The organism is uncultured Pseudoteredinibacter sp., from assembly GCF_947500695.1.
Taxonomy (GTDB): Bacteria; Pseudomonadota; Gammaproteobacteria; order Pseudomonadales; family Cellvibrionaceae; genus Pseudoteredinibacter.
The window spans coordinates 1-24,096 of the sequence record NZ_CANMSS010000009.1 but is presented as its reverse complement, the minus strand read 5'-3'; the positions used below and the strand labels follow the sequence as shown (position 1 = coordinate 24,096).

Genomic DNA, 24,096 nt, shown 5'->3' with positions numbered 1-24,096 from the left:
GCTTGGTTTTACTCAATACCAAGCTCGATGGCTAAGCGTGTCGCTTCTGCTCGAGAAGAGATACCCAGCTTGCGATAGATCGATTTAATGTGGTCCGCAATGGTGTAGTGCGATAGTGCTAGTAATTCAGCAATATCTGTACGGTTCAGGCCTTTAGAGATCAGCGAGAGAATCTCAGACTCTCGAGGCGTTAAATCGTGACTTTTCTGCTTTTTATCAATTTGTCTGAAGTGCTGCAGTATCTTTTTGGATATATCGCCAGAAAGCGGAGGTGCGCCATTGACGATATCTTGCAGCTTATCGATTAACACACTGCCGGGCTCGTTTTTAAGCAGGTAGCCATCGGCTCCCATTTGTAAGCACTCAAAAACTGTTTCTTCGTCGTCGGCTATGGTGACGATGACACAAAGAATTTCTTCGTTGGCTTCTTTTAGTTTTGGGATTAGTTCGCAGCCTCGACCATCAGGTAAGCTAATGTCGATTATTGCCAGTTGAAGTGGGTGTTTTTGAAGCAATCGTGTTGCTTCGGCCATGTTATTGGCATAAAAAGCTTGTTTAGTGTTGGGGAGTGCCTGTTGAAGATAACTTTTCATCAAATCTTGAAAAAGCAGTTCGTCTTCTACAATCAAGCATTGTTCAATGTTCATCGATACATCCGTACATCAAAAAATACCCAGCACATAGATGGGCGTTCGTTAAATCTTCCGGTCCAGAGTACAAAGGCCGTAAAAGATAAACGACTACAAGAGATTACGAAGACATTATGATGGGATTAGAGTGGAAAAAAAAGCGCTTGTTACAAGCTTGTGTCACTAGCACTTTAGTTTTTGTATGGATTCCTATGGTTTCAATATAGCGCGCAGTACTTATTCTGTGCAGCAAAGGGAGGCTGCACAGCATTGAGGCATTTTCTTGCACTAATTCGCGTAGGCTTTTTGCTCAACTTGTTGGCTCAGCCAGCTAAGTCCGTTTTTCAGTCGATGTTGAAACTGTTTAATGGCAATATCAATTGCCCTCCACTGAACAGCCTCTCCATCAGCTTCCCCCTCACTTAGCTGCTGTAACTGTTTGGCCTTTTTGGCGCAATCTAAGATACCGAGCGCAGCGCATAGGCCGGCCAAACGGTGGCTGCAAGCGGCCAGCTCGATAGTGTTTTTAGCGATAGCAAGTTGTTCCAAGTCATTGGACAGCTCAAGACAGCTTTTTTGATAGCGCTTAAAGAAGTCATTGAGCTCGATGGCTGTTTTGTACTGCGCGATATCGTTAATGAATTGGATATCGTATCGTTGCTCGGAGATATCAGAGCTAAACCCTGTTTGGTGTTTTTGAATCAAACTGTAAAATATTGGCAAGGAAAAAGGTTTTTCCATTAATAATTCCATGCCTTTTTGTTGAAGCTGCACGCTAAGCTCTGGAGTGAGGCCTGCGCTAATTCCTACTATTGCGCAGTTTGCGCCAGCACCACGAAGTTTTGACATTAGATCTTGCCCAGAAATAAGGGGCATATGAATATCCAACAAAATTGCATCGAATTCATGCTTTTCTGCAGCCGCAAGCGCATCGTTGGGATCGGTAGTGCTATAAACGATATGTCCCGCGCCTTTTAGTAAGCTGGAAATAATTTCATTGTTTAGCTCGATATCATCGACTAACAGTACAGAAAGGCTTTTATCAATACCATTTCCATGCGCTGCGATTCGAACCTTTAAATGAAATTCGAAAGTACTGCCTTTTCCAGGAGTCGAGGTGAACTCAATGTGCCCGCCTAGGCGCTCACTGATGTTATTCACGATAGCAAGGCCCATGCCGGTACCCACAAGGTGATTATGATCGTTATTACTCGCCTTGGTGAAGCTATGAAAGATTCGATCTTGATCTTCATAAGGAATGCCGATTCCAGTATCACTTACCGCAAAAGATAGAGCCATATCGCCTTGTTCTAGGTACTTGCCACTGCAGACAACTTTAATTTCTCCGCTATCAGTATACTTGGCTGCATTGTTTAAAAGGTTATTGATTAGCTGCTGTAGAAGGTCAGGGTCTGTTTCAATAACTGTGGGGACATTGGGTTCAATCAGATATTCCACCAAGATATCCTTTTCATCACAAAGACCCTGAATAAGAGAAACTGAAGAGTCCAAGATATCTAACAAGGAGGTGGCCTGTGTTTTGGTTTGTTGTTGCCGACCCGATTCCAGTAGCAAAACACTGTTAAGTTGTTGTAAAAGCTGATGTCCGCTGCGATTAATTTGCTCGACGTATTTGTTTTGAAGGGGTTCCAGTGGTGTTTGTTTTAGCAGTTTGATTAGCCCTAGTATACCGTTAATGGGTGTTTTTACTTCGTGGCTAAAATAAGAGATGAATGCTGATCGAGATTTGTCGGTTTCTTTTGCCGCAATATTGTCTAACTGGATAGATCTAAATTTTTGAGAAATAGCCAGCGACAGCATGTACATTTCAAAGACGTGACAAGACAGGCCCACCATCAAAATGCTTTCAAAGCCGGGTGCCAGACCAATGGTGACTAGAGCCGGAAACGTCGATCCAGCGATGAGTGCAATCCACCCAATGCAAACATAAAGAGCGGGTTTTAAACCTCGAATATAAGCCCAGGCAGCAGAAACTATCATAAGTGTGCCGAAAATTGGGTGCGGGGCTGCTGAGGCGATGCTAAATGCATCGCGGCTCATAAATGGATAGGCCACTAGCAGTAAAACGTAGAATATGATGAGCGCTTTGAAAGCCCAGTCGAGTTCGCGCAAGCGCCTTGGGACTTGGAAAAAGACATAACAAAACCAGGTTCCAAATAATTGCACACCTACGCTGGCGGGTTTATAAAAATAGAGCTCATAATCATAAAAACCGAACACTGTCTTGAATAAACCGTAAGCGCTGATGATAAACAAAACCCCGAATAGGGAATGAATAGCATAGAGGATATGGCTGACATCTCGCACACTTGCACCAAAGAATAGATTATGAAGTGCTAGAGACAGAGATATCCCAATTAAGAAGAACAGAAAGCTGGTGCGGGCCGTTGAATAAATGAGGGCTTGATCGTAACTCTCTAAATGAACATTGAGAGACGATACAATGGGGGAGGCTATTCGAATAATAAGCTGGTAGGTTTGACCATGTTCAATAGGCAGTTCGCTGAGCCAGTCCACCGATAAAGTATGTAGTCCTTCGGTACTTGCTTGATAACCGCTCTGAACCTGGTGAATAAGTTGACCTTTACTGTATAGGAATGCTTCAATTTCTTTAAAATGGGCATTGGCCAAGCGAACAGCCCAACGTCGTTTTGTACTTGGCTTCAGTTCCAGTGCGAACCAGTATTGGTTTTCATGCTTGGGAAAACCGGTAGCTCCGCTGAGTTCGTTATCGTTTGCCTGCAGTAATCGCTTAAGGACCTGAGTGGCGTTCAGCTGTTTCTTCTCATCCAGAATCAATATCCCCTGTCCACTGACATTGTCTCCCTGTGCAAGGCTGAAACAAAAACTCAGGGCTAGCCCTATAAAAAATCGAGCTGTCGAAACTTTAATCGAATGTAGTAGGGGCATAGGGTTAACTTATCTCGGCGGCCAGATAATTTTCATTATTCCATTTTTAGATATCTCATACTAAGGTGGGTTTCCATACCTTAAGCACATCATAATCTTTGGCCGATTCCGATGCACCCCCCTATGTGAGGGAGTTACATTTGATTTTAAGTAACCATAATGCGATCCATTATCGATGTGCTATGCACACTGGGTTCTTAGAGGTATCGCTGTATGAAAAAGTGGCTGGGCTTAGCTTTAACATTATTGACTGTCGAAAACTCGATGGCAGCAACGTGTAATTGGGATTCTACAAGGAATAACTGGGATAATTGTGAGTTTTTCAGCGAATATATTTCGTTGAATCCGAGCCTTTCATACAGCTTTAACAATGTTACAGTGCTGGGAGGAACCCTAGAAGGCGATTTTTCAAAAGTTGATTTGAGCACAGTGAAGTTCCAACGTGCTGGCAATAACCTCGGGGATGAGGTTGATATAGGGCAGGCTGATTTTTCACCTTTTCAGTGGATTAAGGTGGAAAATAATGGCTTGAACATTTTCTATCTGCTTAGCGGTATCGTCGATGATCCCGGTGAGCGGCGACATGAAGCCAGCGGTAATTTGCTCTTTGCCGGTGAGCCCGATATTCTGCCAGCTGCGCAAGCAGGAGTAGGTGATCTTGGCGCTTATATTGTTGGTCAGTTTGAACTGAGAGATGAATACCCAATGGGCGCCGCTCCGGTAACGGAAAATCCTCTGTCGAGTTCTTCTGGTTCGGCTGAAGCGGCAATCTCAGGCAGCGGCTTTCGAAGCAGCGCAGGCGAAGGGCATTTTTGGCAATTGGACTTTAAAAACAGCTACGAGATTAGCCGATTAGAACTACTACCAAATTCTGGCCAAGAACAAGAGTTGGCTGGTGCAAGCATTTTATTGTCAGATTACCCTTTTAGCGTTGATCCATCTATTGCAAAAGATTTTGATTACATCGCTAGATTTACCTTGCCTACACTAGAAGCTGGGCAGAACAGTTATCATATCCCTGTCGAGCGTACGACGCGATTTATTCGGGTGATCAAGCAAGATGGAGAGCGTTTAGGGTTTAATAAAATCCGCGTGATTGGTGAGGTGGGTATTAAAACTCCTGACACGCCTTTGCCTGCAAACGCCGTTCGCCCTAGTTGTGGTGGTTTTAATATTGCTCTAGTCGATAAAGCGAAGCGTTGTGATGTTACGCGATTGCCCGATAGTGGGAGCAGTAATGTTAATATCGATTTCAGTTTCTGTAATTTTAGTGGGCGAGATTTAAGTGGCTTGAATTTCTCTGGGGTTCAGCTCAGCAATGCTGATTTCTCTCAGGCTGATTTAACTGGTGCTAGCTTTGATAGCTCGCAAGCGGAAAATACTAACTTTTCTGGGGCAAATCTGAGCGATGTTGATTTTTCCAGGGCGAATCTTCGTGAAGCTGATATGCGCGGAGCTATTTGGTCGGCCACCTTCTTTGATCAAACCGAGCCGGAAAATGCCTGTATTGATCGCTCTGTATGGGAATCACGCGCTGGTACTACAGGCGAGGATGGACGCCTAGTTGGTGATACCAGTGATATTAGTAGCGGTGTGGACAGCCCGCCGCAGTTGGTAGACGAACGATTCAATAATAGCTTTCAATATGCTCGCCAGCCCAGTGTGGATAATAATGGAGCGGCCGTAAATGCCATCGATGGCAATGCGACGACACAGTCTCAAACCCGAGCTGATCAAAGCAATCCTTGGTGGGTACTCGACCTTGGTGCCACATTCTTTATCAACGATGTTGAGTTAGATCTAGGCAGCCAGTGTACTGCGGCCGTTTGTTCTGATTTACAATTGTTGATCAGCGACTGGGATCCGATGAGCTACCCTGTAAGAGATTTGCCTGCAGAAAATCAAAATGATGAGCTGTTCACATGGCAAGCGGTAAATGGGGGTGATAAATATAGCTTTAATCGCACCGGTCGATATATCGTGGTGCAAACAGCCAGCGATATGACAGGCGCTCTTGCGATTGCTGGACTAAAAGTAAACTCCTCAAGTGAACCTGTTTTCCCAAGTACTCGACAGCCTATTAGCCCAACTATCTCAAACAACTTTGGCTCTGCGGTGCAACTGGGTACGGAATTAGAGAAGCTGAGCTCAAACTTAGAATACTTGGATAGTGATCTAGGTCAGTTGCGCGTACACGCTAGTCAAGCTTATGACGCAACTTTAAAAGTGAAGCGTTTGCACGACCGTCTAAAGCGTATTAAGCGTGACTTGGATCGTGCCGATACCATGTTAAAGGCGGCCAGCTTCTTGGGGCCTATCAAGGCGCAAAGCGCGCGTATTCGACAGATTATTTCCACCGTTAAACCTGGCGTTGATAGCGTAGAAAACTTCGTTGGCCGAGTTGAAAACGAAGGCGTTAAACCCCTGCGCGAAAAAATCGCCAAGTTACGAGACAAAGCTCAACAAGGGCAGCGCGCTAGTGACAACCTCTATCAGTATGTCGATAAGGGCTATGGTCTATACAGCGATGCATTTTTCTGTGCGGCGAATACCGAAGGCAATAAGGGAATGGATGCCCTAGAGATCATCGCTACGGGTAATGGTTCAGCTGGGACTACTGTCGATAGCTTTGTCTATACAGAAAATGGCATTGTTGGCGGTGTAACCCAGTATCAGGTGAGCAGTACGCCAGTAACTTTTAATATTGATGCCCCTCTGGGATTTAATCCAGTCTTGAACACGGCCAGCAAAATGGTTACTGGTCAAAATGATCGTTACGACCGCAGCTCAGTGGCTGCAGGTGTGGATTTGTCCAGTTTCCCTTCCGGCCGACAGGCTCTTGAAGATCGTATTAAGAACTTTGCTGCTGATCAAAACGTTGGCTTAGATACTATTGTTTACAGTACTGATCAATCAGTATTGTTAGTTCGCGATGCCTTCACGGCACCAACGGATCTTGCTGAATTGATGGCGGTATTGGATCAAATTGAAGAGCAGCTAAAGCGTTTAGAAGAGGCCTTTTATGCGTTTTTTGATCCCTTGTCTCAACTTATCGCCTTATTTGAGATACGTATTGATGCCGGTTTTACAAGTTTTTCCGTACTTTCTATTTTAGAAGGTCTTAGCAATATCCCAGGTTTAGATAAGCTAGAGGAATTGGCCAATAAAATTATTGAGGCCATCCTAAGCCAATTAAAATCATTGTTACCAGATGTAAGTTTACCTGGATTTAATATCAGCTTACCTTCAATTCCTGATTTCCCGGATCTATTTAATTTTGATTTCTTGGCTTTTCCAAGTTTGAATTTGGTTAAATTTGATTTGCTTGTAGCTGAGCCTTTCCCATTCTGTTTCGATCGACCTGAAATACCCAGCTACCCAGAGTTCTATGCTGATCTTGATGGCGATAAGCTAATAAATGGTCAAGAGGCAGAAGCCTGTACACCACCGTCGAGCACATTGCCTTATCGCAGTGGTGATCGCCAAGATCCAAACCCTGGCTGCGCTAGCCATCCATTCTTTGGCAGTAATGCTGATACTGTGGATAGCGATGGCGATGGTTTTGATGACTACTTTGAGGCGACCTATCATCAAGCCTTTACCGGTTTGGATTTAAATCCGATCGACTCCAATATGCCTAATGCCGCAGCCTTAGCGGGTGATAGTGATGGTGATGGTTTAACACTGGCCGAAGAGTATGCGGCAGGAACCAATCCCGCAGATTCCGATACTGATGGCGATGGTTTAAGTGATCAGTATGAGCTGCAGTATCTAAACCTTCCAGATCGCTTAAACGCTTTCGTACAGGCTAAGCTTCAGCTAGGAAATTTTAACGATTTTCTAAACCCTGTGTCCGGTGAAGCTATTAGCACAGCGGGATTACATTATGAGGCCGCGGCTGACTATGATAATGATGGACTCAATAACTTAGCCGAAGCACAAAATGGCGCAAACCCATACCACCACGATAGTGATGATGACGGCATGGACGATGCCTTTGAATTGGCCAGCGTCAGTCAGGCAAGCTGTGCCAGCTTGGCTTATCGATTACGCCTAGATGATGCTAGTGATGCGAACGCTGATCCGGATGGCGATAAGCTTAGCAATCAACTTGAGTCCGAGTTAGGCAGTGATATTTGTAACCCAGACAGCGATGGAGACGGTATCAATGATGGCTTCGAGCATAAATCAAATACCAGCTTGATTTCGGCGGCAGAAAAGCCGGTAGACAGCGATGGCAACGGTGTACCCGACGATATCGAAAACCTTGTTGATAGTGATGGCGATGGTTTTAGTGACGGCGACGAAAAGGCCAACGGTACTGATCCTGACGATGCTTCAAGCAAGCCGGCCAACGATGTTGATGGCGACAATATTTCGGATCTAAGCGATACCGATAACGATAACGACGGCTTCAGCGATCAAGATGAGCAAGATAACGGCACCAACCCAAGAGACGCTGGCGATACACCTGCTGATTTTGATGGCGACAAAATATCCGATCGCAACGACGACGACGATGATAACGATGGTTATAGTGATGCCGACGAAGCCGCCAATAAAACCAATAGCAAAGATGCTGCTGATAAACCCGCGGATTTAGACGGCGACTTTGTATCTGACTTGTTGGACGCTGATGCCGATGGCAATGGCAACAATGAGCCTCGTATTGAAAACCTACGAATTAGCGGCAGCCCCGAAGTTGGAGGCGAGCTGATAGCAAGCTTTGATTATGTAGATGATGAAGGCGATGCAGAGCAGGGCACAGAGGTACGTTGGTTTAGAGTCGTAAACGGCATGAAGGAGTTTATAACGGCTAGCCCGCTGAAAAAGTCTTCGGCACTTAAAGTGCATACAAAGCACGCGATGTCTGTACCCAAAGCCGCCAGCTATCGACCGACCCTGCAAGATCAAGGGCGCCCACTGGGTGTCCAGATTACGCCAAGAGACGGTACTGCAAATACCGTAGCCGGTAAGGTGGCCAGCTTCCAGTTGGCATTGAGCAGCGGTGCTAATGGCATTCCAACCATGCCGGTCGGATTGTTGTTTGTGATGGGTTTGCTGATCAGTGTTTTCGCCAGACGCAAACTTTCCGTTCAATGATCTTCATGTTTGGCATTTAATAATAGAGTACAAAAAAGCCGCCCAATTGGGCGGCGCAATCTAAAATCAAATTATGAGTCCAACGCTTTGCCAACATTACTATCGAAGAAATAGGACTTAATCAGTCCGTCAACGAAGTAAAAACCTCTTCACCCATGTTATGAAGTGTGTAATTTGATATCAAAACAAAAGCACAGGGTTAAGACTCTAGCTTGGGGTAGTGATTTGGAGCGACTAGGCTCCTGGACGGAACGGGTGGCTGCATGGACGCAGCGTCGGAGCGGAAAAGCACTGCCCCAAGCTAGATTCTGGTCGCAAATCACCTAATAAAAAAGCCCGATATTGAATCTCAATATCGGGCTTTTTTATTGTCAGCTGTGAGAGCCGCCACTTAGAGCGGCTCTTTTATACCAGCATGAATACTCAATTAAGCTATTCGCCCAGTCTCAGAACTTTGCACAAGACGATCAAAACACTCGCGATCTTGCTTGGCACGCTCAGAGTTATCCATAATAGATACAAGCCAAATAGCCAAGAAAGCCGCAGGCATAGTAAACAAAGCTGGATAATCATAAGGGAAGAGGGCAGTTTCAAAGCCCAAAATATCTACCCAAACCTTTGGCCCGATAATAATAAGACCAATCGCCGACACAAAACCCACAATGGCACCGGCTACAGCGCCGCGTGTTGTAAGCTTCGACCAATACAAAGACAGCAACAAAATAGGAAGGTTAACACTGGCCGCGACCACCATTGGAAGCGTCGCAATAACCGCAACGTTTTGCTCCTGGAAAACGATACCAAGCGCAACCGCCAAAAGCCCCAAGACCAAGGTAACGATACGAGTTAAGCGAATCTCTTTATCAGGGTCGGGTTTACCCTTGCATAAGACTTGCGCGTATAAATCGTGAGAGATTGCAGCTGAACCAGCCACCGTTAAACCGGCAACTACCGCCAAGATAGTGGCAAAAGCTACAGCAGACATAAAGCCCATTAATAGATCACCACCAACCGCATTTGCTAAGTGAATGGCCGCCATATTACCGCCACCTAACAACTTACCGGCGGAGTCGGTGTACTCAGGGTTGCCCATCACATAGACAATGGTGCCAAAGCCCGCAACGATTAGCAAAATAAAGAAATAACCAATGAAGACCGAAGCGTAGAACGCTGACTTACGTGACTCTTCCATATTCGGCACAGTAAACAGTCGCATCAGAATATGGGGCAAACCTAAGGTACCAAACATCATGGAAACCAAAAGCGTAAGAATCTGAATGGGGTCGCTGATCCAAACACCATTGGTTAAAATGTCACCACCGCGAGGGTGTTTATCAACCGCTTGCTGAAGCAGTTCATTAAAATCGTAATCCACACTGTGCAACACCAGTACACCGATAATGGTGATACCGCTTAACAGCAGCAATGCCTTAACAATTTGAACCCAGGTGGTTGCCAGCATGCCACCAAAGGCAACATAAGCCATAACCAAAGCGGCCACGATGATAACAGCCACTTCATAAGGCAAACCAAATAACAGCTCGATCAACTTACCAGCACCGACCATTTGAGCGATCAAGTACATAATTACAACAGATACCGAGCCCAAAACGGCAATCACACGAGTTTTGGTTTGCTCTAATCTAAGCGCCACCACATCGGTAAAAGTTACCTTACCGAGGTTGCGCACTCGTTCAGACAGCAAGATCAGCATCATTGGCCAGCCGGCAAAGGCCGCGAGTGCCAAGGTCATACCGTCTACGCCGGTTGCGTAAATCAGTGCGGTAATACCTAGGAAGGAGGCTGCCGACATAAAGTCGCCAGCAATGGCGGCGCCGTTTTGCAAACCGCTGATACCACCACCAGCGGTGTAGAACTCGGCACTGGTATTGGTACGTTTAGAAGCCCAATAGCTGATAAACAGAGTAATACAGACGAAGACCAAGAACATGGCAATCGCGGTGGGGTTAACGCTTTGGCGCTCTACTTCACCATCGATACTGCCCGCAGCCAAAGCTAGACTTGGTGCTAGCAGTAATAGGCCGGCCAATAGGCTCTTATTTCGCATAGTGGCTTACCTCATCTTCTTTCGGATCGAGCTGTTTGGCTATTTTCAGATAGATCATCTCAATGATCACAAAGCTAAAAATCAGCCCTACAAAGTAAACCAAGCCAAAGGGTATGAGGCTGCCCGCCATTTTCTCGGCAAAGAGTTCATTCAGTGGGCCATAACCAAGGGCGAAGCCAAAGTACAGGGCCATAATGAACAGCGCCATGATTAGGCGAAGGCGATTTTTTTTACGGATAAGCGTCTGCACATCCTGGGGAGTGGACATAGTCATCATCTCTTTTTATTGCTGTTATGTGAGCCTTATGCGACGGTTCGACGGGTTGATCAATCCTTGCACAATTCAAAGCTAAAGGCTAGACAGGGCTCAAGCCATATAACACCACAACTAGAGAGAACCTCCATACTTTGATGCAAATAGGTAGTCTGAAAAAGACGAGTAGCTGTGTCTATTACTTTAAAGGGGGTGGAGTCGAAGGCTAGTTGAACCAGTTCTTGAAGTAAGCCGCTTGATATTGTGGGTTATCAATCACCACATTACCGTGTTTTACTTCAACAGGTAAGCCTTCCACTCTCAGTCGTTCTGGTAGTGATTCACTGAACGACAGTGTTACCTTTAATACTGGACGATTGTTCTCAAAGGGATCCGCAAGGCGGCTCGGTAGTGTTCTAATTAAGGTAACGGGCTGGCTGATAAAAGCTTCGGTACTATAGCCATTGGGGAAAACAATACTGACTTTACTATCAAGCTGGGTAAAGTCTACGAACTTGGGTTCTAAATAAGCGATGACTTTGGCTTCGGAGCGTGCCGATAGATACATAAGCTCTTTTCCGCCGCCCACAATATCACCCTCGGCAGCGGTTATGTCATTTACTGTTGCCGTATCAGTTGAGCGAATAACAAACATCTCCCGGCGCGCTTTTAGGGTGACTAATTGCTGGCGTAATTGACGTACCTGGTTGGCTTGGCTGCCGCTGATATTATCACGTTGCTGGGCAGCAAGTTCTCGCAAGCGTTCGCTTTTGGCTTCCTTGTACCAAAGCTCAGCCTGAAAGTTTAGCTGTTCAATTTGATTGAGCTGTTCCTTCTGAATGATTTGAGCTTGGTAAAGCTGTTGGTATTCTTCAAGCTGCTCGGCCATTTTTATTTGGTTCTCTTTGGCCGCTGTAATCTTGTTTTCCAAAACTCGTTCGAGTTCCGGGTTATTAAGTTTTGTCGCTCCAAGCAGAATATCTAACTCTCGCTCAATCTCGGCAATTTCGGCATCTAACACCGGTGCTTTGATTCGAATGAGCGGTGAGCCACTGTGTACCGTCTCGCCAACGTCAACAAAAATTTCGTCAACAATTCCTTCTCCAGGGCTGACTAATTTTTGTGGGGTCATAGATACCACCCCATCTGAAGTAACAGTTACCCAGCTGAAGTACAACCATAAGGCAAATAGAAACACTGGGCTTAAGGCCAAGGCTAAAATGAGATACCAGCGGGCCTTATAGGCGGTGCGTTTTGCCGGGGCATATTGCAGCTGCACGCCATTTTCGCGAGTTGGCTCGGTTTGTTTTAAGGGGCTAAATCTAACGTCCATTTAAAACTTGTTCCCGCGCTTGAGTACCCACCAAGGTGCCATTGAGCTTTCTTCATGGCCCCGACGAAGTACCTCGTTCAGTAAACAAAATACACACCAAAAGCGCATCAACATGGTGTATAGCGGGAATAGGGGTAGATAGATTAAAAAGCGTATATCTTCTTTGGGGCGTTCTGAAATCAGTGCCATATGTACAATAAATAGCAGCCCGGCACTGAATACATAAAGTGTGTACAAGAAGGCCATTAAGGCGATAAAGAATACCATAGGGTAGGTAACTAGCAGCCAAATGGTGTATAACAATACCACTATCGGTAAGACGACATTCTGGCCAACACCGTATATCAAAGTATAGATAAAGGATTTGGTGCCCATTAAATCTGGGGATAGACTCTTATAGTGTTTTCGCAGATACAAAAATAACAAATCGCCATCCCAGCGTAATCTCTGCATTAGAAGATCTTTCAAGCTGGCTGGAACATCGGTGTGACCAACGGCTAATGGAGCGAAGCCTAAGCGGAGATTTTTGTGACGTTGAAAATAAGTTTTTATTCTTACGGTCAAATCCAAGTCTTCGGCCGTGTGGGTATCCCAGCCCCCGATATGTCGTAAGAAATCTCTGCGAAACGCCCCAAAAGCACCAGAAATATTATTAAGCAAGTTCCATTCGGATAAGCCGTTTTTAATGGTTTGCATGGACAATAAGTATTCAATGCCCTGCATTTTGCACAGTAGGTTGTCGCTGTGATTTCGGGCCCGTAGAGCGCCCCCGGCGGCAGGTACATTAGGGTCATCAAACAAGCGCACCATTTCTCTAACCATGGTGTTGTCGAAGGAAGTGTCGCCATCGACATTGATGACTATTTCACCACTGCTATTCGCCAGGCCGGCATTTAAGGTAGAGACTCGGCCACCACGTTGCCACTTAGGTAAAATCACAAACTCACGATTTTGATACTGGGAAAATTGATCGCGGCAGGATAGGGCGGCGGCATAGGTGTCTTTGTTTACACTGGCGCCATCAACTACCGCAATAATCTCAATGCTGCCGTCGTAAACTTGCTCGGCAAGAGTATCGATGGTTTTAATAATGGCATCGCCTTCGGCGTAACAGGTAATAATGCAGGACACTTTTGGGTTGCGCCTTGGTTGCACGCTGGCCGAGTTAAAAGCCTCGGCCTGATCATCTAGGTAGCGCCTTTGATACCATCGTAGGCAACCGACAATGCCCATGATCATAAGGGGTAATTCCAGCAATACCAACATAGGAATAAAGACCATATTGGGCAGCTGGTAAAAGAAATTCCAAAATGTATTCAGCGTCCAAAACTCAATGCTAGATAACATGATCGAGTTCCAGTTTGTTGGCATGGGCTAGAAGCCACTGCTGAGTGTTTTCTGGTAAGTCTTGGCTTGGCAGAGGAAAGTTTCGTACCTGGAGTTTTAATATCGAATCGTCATTGGCGGCTTCAATACTGGCTAACTTAGCAGCGATTTGATCTAGCCATTTTATCGAGGTGTGGCAAAGTAAAATAACAGCTTTATCGGAGTCTATCTGAGCAAATACATCAGTTTGCCGGATAACACTGTGCAAGCGCTCTTGTAGTTCTGCTATTTGAGCCATGGCGCGTTCTTCACCCCATTGGGTGATCGCTTCAGCAACACCTTCCCAGTTTAGAAACAGTAGCAAATGTTGGTGTTGGTGGCGCTGTGCACTGGCATTACTCCAACGCAGTAGCCAGCTAAAGTTCTCAATGGAGGTATCTTCACCCCACTGTAAGGCGCGATTATCAAAGATGCGTCCGACGCTGGCAATTTGCTCGGCGGCTGGCCCTAACACATATTGATAGAGCCGGCGCTCTTTCAGCTCGTCAGGTCGTTGCTTGTGGCCGTTGTGACAACTAGCTATTACTTGGCCTTCGATAAAACGATGGTCACAAGATGCACAGTGAAAGCGCTCTAGTGGACGATCATAGTCTACTCCGATATGACGAAGTTGGGTAAGGCAGGTTGGGCAGCGCAGGGCCGTATCTAATTGAAACTCGCCTTGCTCACCGACATGGCCACAGGTAAAGCAATGCAGTGAAACGCTGCTGTTGATATCAATGCTTTTACAGCGTGGGCAAATGTCCACATAATTCAAATGCTCACTGTCGCAGCGCGGACATTGGCGGACGCGATCGACAAGATCGCCAGCGCTGAGGATGTCTGTATGCTGCCATTGAGCGAGAATTTTCTGTTCTTCTAGAATTCCCAGGCAGGCCAGGAGAGGATATTGATAGCTGGAGTTTTCCTGTAGTTGCCACCTGGGTGTCAACTGAAAGTTCTCCCTAGGCCAAGCAAAGGCCAAAAAGCGATCAATAGCGCTGTTGCCTTTGTGTTTTAACAATTGAGACTGACGCTCATAAAAACGTTCAACTTGGCTGTATAAATTTCTGCCTGCATGGATTAAGCCATCTGCCAGATGACTAGATAGAGGGCTCTCGTTGAGGCAGAAAATCAGGATTTCGGCTGGAATGTCCAGTGCTGAGCTTCTTACCTGCCAGAGTATTTTATCTTGTTCAGCAAGCGATGAATCCGATAGATTCAGCAGTAGTAAGTCAAATGTGTTTGTGGTGTGAGCTAAGAATGCAGCGCTATCATAGTCGACGATAGTGAAACATTCTTTGTTGTCTATGCCTTCAATGGCGTCAAGCTGAGCAGTGGCATCGTCCTTCGCCACAATTGCTTGATACACATTCATCTACCACAAAAACCTAAGTCTAATTTAATCGACGCATCCTATCACAGGCTGAGAGCAAATAATGTTTACTCATGCTTTATAATCGACCGTTTGGGGCTATAGTTGGCCTTACCTTGAGTTAGTTTCAGGAAATCTAAGTAAGTTACATTTAATGTAATAATATTTAGGGATTAGTGCTGATAGTAAAGACTGGCTTTGAGTAGATGTTTACCGGCTTATAGGGACTTCAATTTACAGTGTGGCTTCTAAGCTCAATCCAAATGTCCTGGGGGTACCGTAAAGGGCATAATCATTGCCGCCCAAAACATAAAGGTGGGTGATATAGGCTCGATCGCTCAAGTTTTTACCCCAGATGCTCAGTTTCCAAGGCTTATCCATAGGTTGCCAGCTGAGTTTGCTATCCAATAAAGTAATGGCCGGTTGTATGGTAATTTGATTGTTTGGCTCACGATAACTTTCGCCTTGATATTGAACGCCTAAATGCCAATTCAGCTTTCCGCTAAATAGGCCGTCATCTATGTTACTTTGATAGTTAGCACTTAAATTGGCCGTATGTTCTGGAGATTGTCTGAGAATACTGCCTTTGTAATCACGCCCGTCCGCCGCCAAAAAACGATCATAGCGTGCGTGTAAATAAGCATAGCTTCCGTTAAATGACCAATGTGAGTTTGGTGAAAAAACGGCCTCTAGTTCAATACCTGATAGGCGGGCAGAGGTGGCATTAGTCGTCTCGAACACTCCAAAATTATCAATGGTACGAAACTGCACGACCTGCAAATCTTGATAACGGGTGACAAAGGTTGCTAAGTTTAAGCGCCAACGATTTTGCCATTGTGCTTTTAGCCCCATTTCATATTGCCAGGCTGACTCTGGCTGAATAATCCTTTGGGCAGCTTCAATATTTCCTGGCACTCCCTGAAAGCCGCCGCTCTTTATTCCCTCGGCAATTGAGCTATAGACCATTAACTCATCTTGTAGTTGGTGTCGCCAGGTTAGGCGAGGTGAAAAGTCCTGCCAGCTATTGCTTTGCCGATGCTCAAAGTCTTCCAATATGATGGCCGGAGCGTTTCCGTTAAGTGCGCTTTGATTTAGGGTCTTTTTGTCATAGTTGTATCGCGCCCCGATACTGATATGATTTCTGTCATCAATATCCCACTCTATCTCACCAAACAAGGCGAGATTTTGGGTGACGTTAAATTGCTGTGAAACCGCTTCGGCTCCGGTAAAGAAAAAGGTTTCTTTACGTCGCGTAAGCTCCCTTAAATAATAAATACCCGCGATCAAACGCCAATCTTCTCGAGCTTGCCACTGAAAGCGAAATTCTTGGGAGTATTCACGGTAGCTCTCGGTAACATTCAGGTCGACGGTTTGGGCGGTTGCGCTGGCCGGTAAGCCTGATGAATCTTCTAGCCAATCAAATTGGCTTTGACGGTAGGCGCTAATGCTGCTTAGCTGCCACTGCTCCCGCTGCCATCTAAGGCGTTGGGAGCCGCCCCATATTGTACGATCTGTATAGCCGGCTAAATCATTGGTCGCGTTTTCATAATTACCGCCTAACTCAGCAAATAACTGAGTGGGTAGTGCGCTGCCATTGTGATCTTGACGATTCAGGGGGACCCGTGCCGAAACCGGAATACGCCCTGTGGAGTTGAGATCGTCTCGGCTGAAATCCAAATTCCAATCAGCATCAATCTGTTCATCAAATTGGTGGCGTAATTGGCCTCGCAGGCGGGTCTTTATTTTTCCCATCTGCTTATCGCCGCTGCGAACAAGATTATTTTGCCAACCGTCACGGTATTGATGATCGGCCGTAAGTCTGGCTTGCCATTGTTCTAGCTCGTCGACTGCTCCACTTGCAGTGAACTGCAGTTGACGGGAATTGTAATTGCCAAAGCCCAATTTGAATCGAAGTTGCTTATCGGAGCTGGCTTGTTGAGTACGGATATTGATGGCACCGCCAATGGAGTTTTTGCCATATAGAGTACCTTGAGGTCCTCGCAGAACTTCTACCTGTTGTACATCCAATATGTCTAGGTCGATATTGGATATCCGGCCGATATAGACATCATCCACAAACAAAACCACAGAGGAATCCATGGCCGCTCCATCATCGTTAGAGCCAATGCCCCTGAGGTGAATTGAAGGTTGCCCAAGGCTGTATGAGCTGATCGATAGGCCGGGTGTGCGATAAGCAATTTCTTGTAAATCGTTAATTTCGGCGCTGGCAATTTGAATGTCATCAATCACACTCAGTGCGATAGGTACTTGTTGCAGGTTTTGGCGATAGCGTTGGGCGGTAACTATCACCTCTTCAATAGGGCGATAGTGATCTTCGCCGGGAGGTGGCAAGGCTGGTGTTGCCGTTATTTTTTCAGCAGCAATGTGATCTTTTTCGCTTAGTAACAATTGTTCGTTTTGCCAGCTGAGCTGCAGATTACTGTTCGACAGCAGTGCTTGCAAAGCAAGCTCGATGGTCATCTCGCCCTGTACTGCGGGGCTTTGTTGAGCTGAGATTAAGTGGCTTGGGATCGCAATATTAATTTTGCTGGCTCTTGCCAGCTCCAAAATAGCGGCAGCTAAGGGGCCAGCTGGGATATTAAACTGAAATGATTCTTCGCGTTGCGCTTGGCTAATGCTACTAATGAGTTGTTCTGAATTTTGAGCGGCGAGCGGGCAGGGCATTATCGCCGCTAACGCAGTGATCGTAGCGACAGCAATTCGCGGCTGCAATCGCCAATTGATTAGGGCCTTATGATCACGCAAGGCATTTCCTGAGTATTATCATTATTGTTGCGCAGATCCACTCTGCGTGGGTCTATTTGACCCTTTTATTTTGAGTTTCCTATGCCGGGGCGGCTAGGAATTATTATTTTACTTTCGTTGTGCTTTTAACAGAATTTCGTCGTTGGACAGTTTTACAATATCTAAAGACATACTGCTTGCCAAAGTATTCAACGCCGCTTCTTTGTCATCAAGGCGTAGGGCGGCGACTAGGGTTTGTTGGCCTAGTACGTCATCTTGTAAACGAATGCCACCTGGGTAATAGCGATTCAAATCATCTATTACTTCACTCAATTGGTTGCCATTGTAAATGGCTTCGCCACGCTGCCATGCCATTACATCGCTACTGTTAACGCTGCTAACTTCGCTGCGCTTACTGGCAGGGACTTTACCAATCAGCTCTTCCACCCAATTATTACTGCTGAGGTATTTTAGTTCGACTTGTTGATTTGCGATTAGTGCTTGTTTGCTGCGATAGCTGAGCTGACTCAGTTCGCTAAATGTTTTGTCGGTGCTGACATCGACACTGCCTTCAACAACGGTAACCTCACTGCGATGTTGATCAGTAAAGACATTAAAGCGAGTACCTAAAACTCTCACATAGGCACCATTGATTTTTACAATTAGGGGCCTATCCGGATCGTGGGCGACATCAAAATATACTTCACCATGTTCTAGTTCTAACAGGCGATAATCATCATGCATTTCGATGTTTAATGAAGACTGGGTATTCAGTTGCACGCGGCTGCCATCGGTCAGGCTAATCTGCAGCTGTTCACCGGTGCCGGTTTCTACCTGTTGACCGCTTAAAGGCCCCCAGCTTGGCAAAAGAGCAACAGCGGCTAAGGTGGCAGCTGTCGCTAAGCTCCCCCAAAGTGCCCAATTTTTGTTGTGAGCCTTAGGGTTATTGAGGCGCTTATCTAATTCTGGTGAATGCCCCAAGCTGTGCCAAAGGGCTTCCGCACGCAGATAGGCGGCTTGGTTTGCAGGGCTAGATTCCAGCCACTGGAAGAACTCATGCTCTTCAGATTGCGAGAAACTGGGGGATTGTATACGGATTAGCCAAGTTTCGGCCGCTTCATCCACAGCTGGATCGGCTGGCCAGGAAAGGTCCTCAGGGCTCGGCGCACGCCGGGGCTTTCCCAGCTCATCGTTTGCTGCATTAGCAAAATTGTTTTCGGCCATTCCTGCGTTATCTCGTGTATCTACTTACATCTATAGACACACAAGTATGCCATAGCCTCCGGCATTAGTTGCAGAAAATTTGGATTTCAGCGGCTGAGATAATCAGATCCTAGCGTTTGAGCTATTAAAGGGCTTGTCGCATCTCTTTTAAGGCACGAATCAGGTACTTTTCCACGGTGCTAACGGCGACATCCAGCTCTTCGCTGATTTGTCGGTAGCTGTAGTGGTGTACTCGGCTCAGAATAAAGGCTTGGCGGCACTTTTCCGGTAAGCTCTCAAGTACATGTTCGATGCGCTCAAGGTCTTGCTGGGCCAATACTGATTGCTCTGGCGCTGGGGCCTCTTGGGATTCTCTATCAGCTTCAGTCAGTTGCTGATAGTTGGTGTGGCGGCGCAGTTTTCTAATTCGATTTAGCGCTAGGTTGGCCGCTGTTTGGAATAGGTAGGCCCTAGGGTTTTCAAGGGTTTCGGTATTCTCACTGCGAATCAAATTATGATAAGCATCTTGAGCGATATCTTCAGCTTCGCTGCTATTACCAAGACGAAAACGTAAAAAGCGCAGCAAAGCAGATTGATTCTGCTGATAGAGCGCCTGCACCGCTTGGCGATTGGGGTCTGGCTTGACGGACATCTCGGCTACCTCGCATCGGTTTTACCGATTAGGGCTAGAGCTTATTATTTTTGTTTCAGCGCCGTTTTCAGGCAGCTGATTGCTATATAAACACTTAATTACATGTAAAGCAATACCGAATCGCCTCATATGAGACGATCCGTGTATCACATGCTTCGGGTTACAGTTTACGGTGATCAATTACGCGCTTGGCCTTGCCTTCAGAGCGAGGTACTGAGCCGGGTGGCACAATTTCAATGCGGGTAGATACGCCTACAATCGATTTAATATGGTGTTGCAGTTCTTTCGAGGTACGCTGCTTTTGAGCATCGTCCATATTGTCTTGGCTCTCTACTTGTACACTCATGGTGTCCAAGTTGCCATCACGATTTACTTCGATCATATAGTGAGGAGCTAACCCAGTAGTACCGATAATCTGCTCTTCAATCTGGGTAGGGAACACGTTAACACCACGAATAATAAGCATATCGTCGCTGCGACCAGTAATACGATCCATACGGCGCATGGTACGAGCTGTGCCCGGTAGTAAACGAGTAAGGTCGCGGGTGCGGTAACGAATAATCGGCAATGCTTCTTTGCTTAAACTGGTAAATACCAGTTCACCTTCTTCACCATCAGGTACCACTTCGCCAGTTTCTGGATTGATGATTTCTGGGTAGAAGTGATCTTCCCAAATCGTCGGGCCGTCTTTGGTTTCCGCGCATTCCATCGCCACACCTGGCCCCATAACTTCTGAAAGGCCATAAATATCAATAGCATCAATGCCTAAGCGCTGCTCTAGCTCTTCTCGCATTGAGCCGGTCCAAGGCTCGGCACCAAAAATGCCTAAGCGTAGGTTTAATTTGTGTGGATCAATACCCTGGCGCTCCATCTCATCGGCAATGTTTAGCATATAAGAAGGGGTAACCATGATGATGTTTGGATTAAAGTCTTGAATCAGCTGAACCTGCTTTTCCGTTTGTCCGCCAGACATTGGAATAACCGTACAACCTAAGCGCTCGGCACCATAGTGAGCACCTAGGCCACCAGTGAACAAGCCGTAACCGTAGGCTACATGCACAAGATCTTTACGACGGCCACCAGCGGCGCGAATGGAGCGCGCGACGACATTGGCCCATGTGTCGATATCATTTTGGGTGTAACCCACTACCGTAGGTTTGCCGGTTGTGCCACTTGAAGCATGCACTCGAACGATATCGTCCATGGGGGTGGCAAACATTCCAAAAGGGTAGTTCTCACGCAAATCTTGTTTGGTGGTAAATGGGAATTTGGCGAGATCGGAAAGCTCTTTCAGCTCGCTTGGGTGAACACCGTGGGCATCGAATGCCTTGCGATAATGGGGGGAATTCTCATAAGCGTGATGCAGGCTTTTCTGCATTCTCTCCAATTGCAAAGCCCGCAGTTCATCAATACTGGCTTTCTCGATGGATTCAAGTTCATCGCTTATCACTTCTCTGGTCACTGTCTGCCTCCAGGTGCTAGATCCGGAATAATTTTATGGGGAAACTCGTACATATCGCCTTGAGTTTCGATTTATCGTTGTGACGTCTGGGCGTTTATAATTTTATGTTTATCTTGTTAATCTTATAAGTTATTGATTTACATGCAATATTTTATACTTAACAACATAATCGCGGGGTGCTCGCCCTGATTTCAATCAAATATAACACGAAAAATCCGTTGTAAGCACTATTTTTGTATCATATACTTTTTTCAACTTTAGTCGATGTGCAAGAGTCGACGTGTAAAGGTCGATGTGTAGAGATTTATCCAAAGTCTTTGCAAAGCAACCTAAAGCACTGCCAAAATTTTTGGTGGTGCTTTTTAGTAACGGTGTTACAACAGTGTTACCAATATGTATCGTGATCGCAGCTAATGCTTGTGATTGCAAAATCGACCCCGCCCAATGTTAATCGCAAGTGGCTTGTGATGACTAAACAATAAAAGTGAGGCCTAGATGAGCAAAAAACTGCAGAGTTACGTCAACGGACAATGGCTGGAAGGTCAAGATGACGGAGTGATGGTGTACAACGCCATTAACGGTGATGCCATTGCCAGTGTGAGCAGTAAAGGCGTCGATTTTCAGGCGGCTATTGATTATGGCCGTACTGTGGGTGGCCGCGCACTTCGCGCTATGACATCCCATGAGCGCGCTAATCGTTTAAAGGCTTTGGCCCAGCACTTGATGTCCATTAAAGATAAATTTTACGCCGTATCGGCTTGGACTGGCGCAACTAAAGCCGACAGTTGGGTAGATATCGAAGGTGGTTTAGGCACTTTGTTTACCTATTCCTCATTAGTGCGTCGCGAGATGCCCAATGAAACCTTTTGGTTGGAAGAGGGCGTAGAGCGACTTTCTGCCAATGGTACTTTTTTAGGGCGTCACGTATTGGTGCCCAAAGAAGGTGTGGCTGTTCACATCAATGCCTTTAACTTTCCATGCTGGGGCTTTTTGGAAAAAATGGCGCCAAGTATTGCTGCCGGTATGCCAGTAATTATTAAACCGGCAACGGCATCTTCTTATTTAACCGAAGTTATGGTTAAAGAAATTGTTGATTCAGGTATTTTGCCAGACGGCGCCATTCAGTTAATTTGTGGTAGCGTTGGTGATACTTTAAATCGCCTAAACGAGCAAGATGTAGTGACCTTTACCGGTTCTGCTTCTACCGGTCAAATGCTGCGCTCGCATCCAAATATTGTGGCCAAATCGATTCCATTTACCATGGAAGCTGACTCATTAAACTGTTCAATTCTAGGTGCGGGTGTTGAGCCAGGCAGCCCAGAATTTGATTTGTTTATTAAAGAAGTGGCCAAAGAAATGACCACCAAAGCGGGTCAAAAATGTACCGCAATTCGCCGTACTATCGTGCCGCGTGATCGTGTTGAAGCCGTACAAGAAGCCTTAGCTAAGCGTTTGGATGGTATTAAGATTGGTGACCCGGCGGCGGAAGGCGTGCGCATGGGTGCATTGGTAGGTCGTGATCAAATGGCCGACGTTCGCTCTGCCGTTAATAGCTTATGTGAAGCTGCGGAAGTGGTTTACGGTGGCAATGACGATTTTGATGTTGTTGGTGCCGATAAAGATAAAGGCGCCTTTTACCCAAGTACGGTTCTGTACTGTGATAAGCCTTTAAGCACGGAAGTGCCTCATTCGATTGAGGCTTTCGGCCCTGTAACTACCATGATGCCTTATGATTCGACCGAAGATGCTATCGAGCTGGCGAAGATGGGTAAAGGTAGTTTGGCCGGTTCATTGGTAACGGCGGATGATCAAGAAGCTGCAAAAGTTATTCTAAGTACAGCGGCTTATCATGGTCGTATGTTGGTGTTAAACCAAGAGTGTGCCAAAGAATCAACTGGCCACGGTTCTCCAATGCCTACTTTGGTACATGGTGGCCCAGGTCGCGCTGGTGGTGGTGAGGAGCTCGGTGGTTTGCGCTCGGTAAAACACTATATGCAGCGTACCGCAATTCAGGCATCGCCAACTACTATGACGGCGATTACTAAAGAATTTAACCCAGGATCTGAGCAATTAATTGATAAGGTTCACCCATTCCGTAAGAACTTCAATGAAGTTCGTATTGGTGACACTTTGATTACCCATAAGCGTACAGTTACCGAAGCCGATATTGTTAACTTTGGCTGTATCTCTGGTGATCATTTCTATGCGCACTTTGATGAAACGGCCGTTGCCGATTCGCTATTTGGTAAACGAGTAGCACACGGTTACTTTATTATCAGTGCCGCCGCAGGCATGTTTGTTGATCCAGCGCCAGGCCCAGTATTGGCCAACTACGGTTTGGAAAATCTACGCTTCGTAGAGCCTGTTGGTATTGGTGACACCATTCAAACGCGTTTGACTTGTAAGAAGAAAATCAAGAAAGACAAACGCCCAGATGAAGATAAAGCCAATGGCGTGGTTGTATGGGATGTGGAAGTTCGCAACCAACATGACGAGCCTGTAGCGCTTTATAATATTATGACCTTGGTTGAGCGCGAGGAAGACGAGTAAGTCTTTCTTGCAGCTGACTGAAAGCTCATTGTGAATTGACTCAGTCGATCATACTGTTCCCGCAGTAACTTCAAGCCGCGCCTAGCGCGGCTTTTTTTGTGGTTTTTTTAAACCACCGGGGTCAGAACCAATAGGTTCTGACCCCGCTCGAAGCCAATAGAGTAAAATTAATAATTGAATATTCAAAAGCCACGAAACTCGGACTTTGATGAGTAATATGCAGTGATTTAGATAAACCGGCTTCGAGGAGGGTCAGAACCCAAGGGGTTCCGACCCTGGTCATGTAAGTTGTAACTAGCGCGGATTTTGCATGCAATTCCGGGGTCGGAACCAATTGGTTCTGACCCCAATCGAAGCCGTTAAAGGAAAATTAGTAAGCAAGTATTTAAATGCCCCGAAGCTCGGGCTTTGATAAATAATAAGTTGA

General features: G+C 46.1%; 13 protein-coding genes. 2 read left to right on the top strand and 11 right to left on the bottom strand.

Translation table 11 applies throughout. The features are described 5' to 3' along the window. Window positions 1-8: 8 nt before the first annotated feature. Entirely contained in the window at window positions 9-647 is a 639-nt protein-coding gene (locus tag Q1A08_RS15620; RefSeq protein ID WP_299774578.1) for a response regulator transcription factor, read from the bottom strand. Window positions 648-917: 270 nt separating this feature from the next. Further along, window positions 918-3,560 (bottom strand): ATP-binding protein, encoded by a 2,643-nt coding sequence (locus tag Q1A08_RS15615; protein ID WP_299774576.1) that lies wholly within the window; start codon window positions 3,558-3,560, stop codon window positions 918-920. A gap of 213 nt (window positions 3,561-3,773) precedes the next feature. Here Q1A08_RS15615 and Q1A08_RS15610 point away from each other — a divergent pair, with 213 nt between their 5' ends. Further along, entirely contained in the window at window positions 3,774-8,663 is a 4,890-nt protein-coding gene (locus Q1A08_RS15610; protein ID WP_299774574.1) for a pentapeptide repeat-containing protein, read from the top strand. A 427-nt stretch (window positions 8,664-9,090) separates the two neighbouring features. Here the strand turns inward: Q1A08_RS15610 and actP are convergent, their stop codons facing one another. The 9 genes from actP to paaK all read right to left on the bottom strand — a co-directional run bounded on the left by actP (window position 9,091) and on the right by paaK (window position 21,119). After that, the gene (gene actP, locus Q1A08_RS15605; RefSeq protein WP_299774572.1) at window positions 9,091-10,731 is read right to left on the bottom strand and encodes a cation/acetate symporter ActP; all 1,641 of its coding nucleotides are present in this window, start codon (window positions 10,729-10,731) and stop codon (window positions 9,091-9,093) included. Then, a complete protein-coding gene (locus Q1A08_RS15600; protein ID WP_299774570.1) occupies window positions 10,721-10,999 on the bottom strand; it encodes a DUF485 domain-containing protein in 279 nt (92 codons plus the stop codon). Before Q1A08_RS15600 ends, actP begins: the two co-directional genes overlap by 11 nt. Window positions 11,000-11,210: 211 nt before the next feature. Then, complete coding sequence (locus tag Q1A08_RS15595; protein ID WP_299774568.1) at window positions 11,211-12,317, bottom strand: hypothetical protein; 1,107 nt, start codon at window positions 12,315-12,317, stop codon at window positions 11,211-11,213. Beyond that, window positions 12,318-13,664, bottom strand: coding sequence for a glycosyltransferase (locus Q1A08_RS15590; protein ID WP_299774543.1), 1,347 nt, complete (start codon window positions 13,662-13,664; stop codon window positions 12,318-12,320). Then, window positions 13,654-15,054 carry a diguanylate cyclase gene (locus Q1A08_RS15585; RefSeq protein WP_299774541.1) on the bottom strand — a complete coding sequence of 467 codons (1,401 nt, stop codon included), beginning with the start codon at window positions 15,052-15,054 and terminating at the stop codon, window positions 13,654-13,656. Before Q1A08_RS15585 ends, Q1A08_RS15590 begins: the two co-directional genes overlap by 11 nt. 237 nt (window positions 15,055-15,291) lie before the next feature. Then, window positions 15,292-17,823: a TonB-dependent receptor gene (locus tag Q1A08_RS15580; protein ID WP_299774539.1), complete on the bottom strand. Its 2,532-nt coding sequence runs from the start codon at window positions 17,821-17,823 to the stop codon at window positions 15,292-15,294. 108 nt (window positions 17,824-17,931) lie between these two features. After that, window positions 17,932-19,026, bottom strand: coding sequence for a FecR domain-containing protein (locus Q1A08_RS15575; protein ID WP_299774537.1), 1,095 nt, complete (start codon window positions 19,024-19,026; stop codon window positions 17,932-17,934). 124 nt (window positions 19,027-19,150) lie between these two features. Beyond that, on the bottom strand, window positions 19,151-19,657 hold the full coding sequence (locus Q1A08_RS15570; protein ID WP_299774535.1) for an RNA polymerase sigma factor: 507 nt from the start codon (window positions 19,655-19,657) through the stop codon (window positions 19,151-19,153). Window positions 19,658-19,817: 160 nt separating this feature from the next. Next, a complete protein-coding gene (paaK, locus tag Q1A08_RS15565; RefSeq protein WP_299774533.1) occupies window positions 19,818-21,119 on the bottom strand; it encodes a phenylacetate--CoA ligase PaaK in 1,302 nt (433 codons plus the stop codon). A 495-nt stretch (window positions 21,120-21,614) separates the two neighbouring features. Here paaK and paaZ point away from each other — a divergent pair, with 495 nt between their 5' ends. Next, on the top strand, window positions 21,615-23,669 hold the full coding sequence (paaZ, locus tag Q1A08_RS15560; protein ID WP_299774531.1) for a phenylacetic acid degradation bifunctional protein PaaZ: 2,055 nt from the start codon (window positions 21,615-21,617) through the stop codon (window positions 23,667-23,669). Window positions 23,670-24,096 lie beyond the last annotated feature (427 nt).

Bases quoted from the DNA above. Each gene is read 5' to 3' on its own strand.
- Q1A08_RS15620 (WP_299774578.1), bottom strand. From the start codon at position 647: ATGAACATTGAACAATGCTTGATTGTAGAAGACGAACTGCTTTTTCAA.
- Q1A08_RS15615 (WP_299774576.1), bottom strand. From the start codon at position 3,560: ATGCCCCTACTACATTCGATTAAAGTTTCGACAGCTCGATTTTTTATA.
- Q1A08_RS15610 (WP_299774574.1), top strand. From the start codon at position 3,774: ATGAAAAAGTGGCTGGGCTTAGCTTTAACATTATTGACTGTCGAAAAC.
- actP (WP_299774572.1), bottom strand. From the start codon at position 10,731: ATGCGAAATAAGAGCCTATTGGCCGGCCTATTACTGCTAGCACCAAGT.
- Q1A08_RS15600 (WP_299774570.1), bottom strand. From the start codon at position 10,999: ATGTCCACTCCCCAGGATGTGCAGACGCTTATCCGTAAAAAAAATCGC.
- Q1A08_RS15595 (WP_299774568.1), bottom strand. From the start codon at position 12,317: ATGGACGTTAGATTTAGCCCCTTAAAACAAACCGAGCCAACTCGCGAA.
- Q1A08_RS15590 (WP_299774543.1), bottom strand. From the start codon at position 13,664: ATGTTATCTAGCATTGAGTTTTGGACGCTGAATACATTTTGGAATTTC.
- Q1A08_RS15575 (WP_299774537.1), bottom strand. From the start codon at position 19,026: ATGGCCGAAAACAATTTTGCTAATGCAGCAAACGATGAGCTGGGAAAG.
- Q1A08_RS15570 (WP_299774535.1), bottom strand. From the start codon at position 19,657: ATGTCCGTCAAGCCAGACCCCAATCGCCAAGCGGTGCAGGCGCTCTAT.
- paaZ (WP_299774531.1), top strand. From the start codon at position 21,615: ATGAGCAAAAAACTGCAGAGTTACGTCAACGGACAATGGCTGGAAGGT.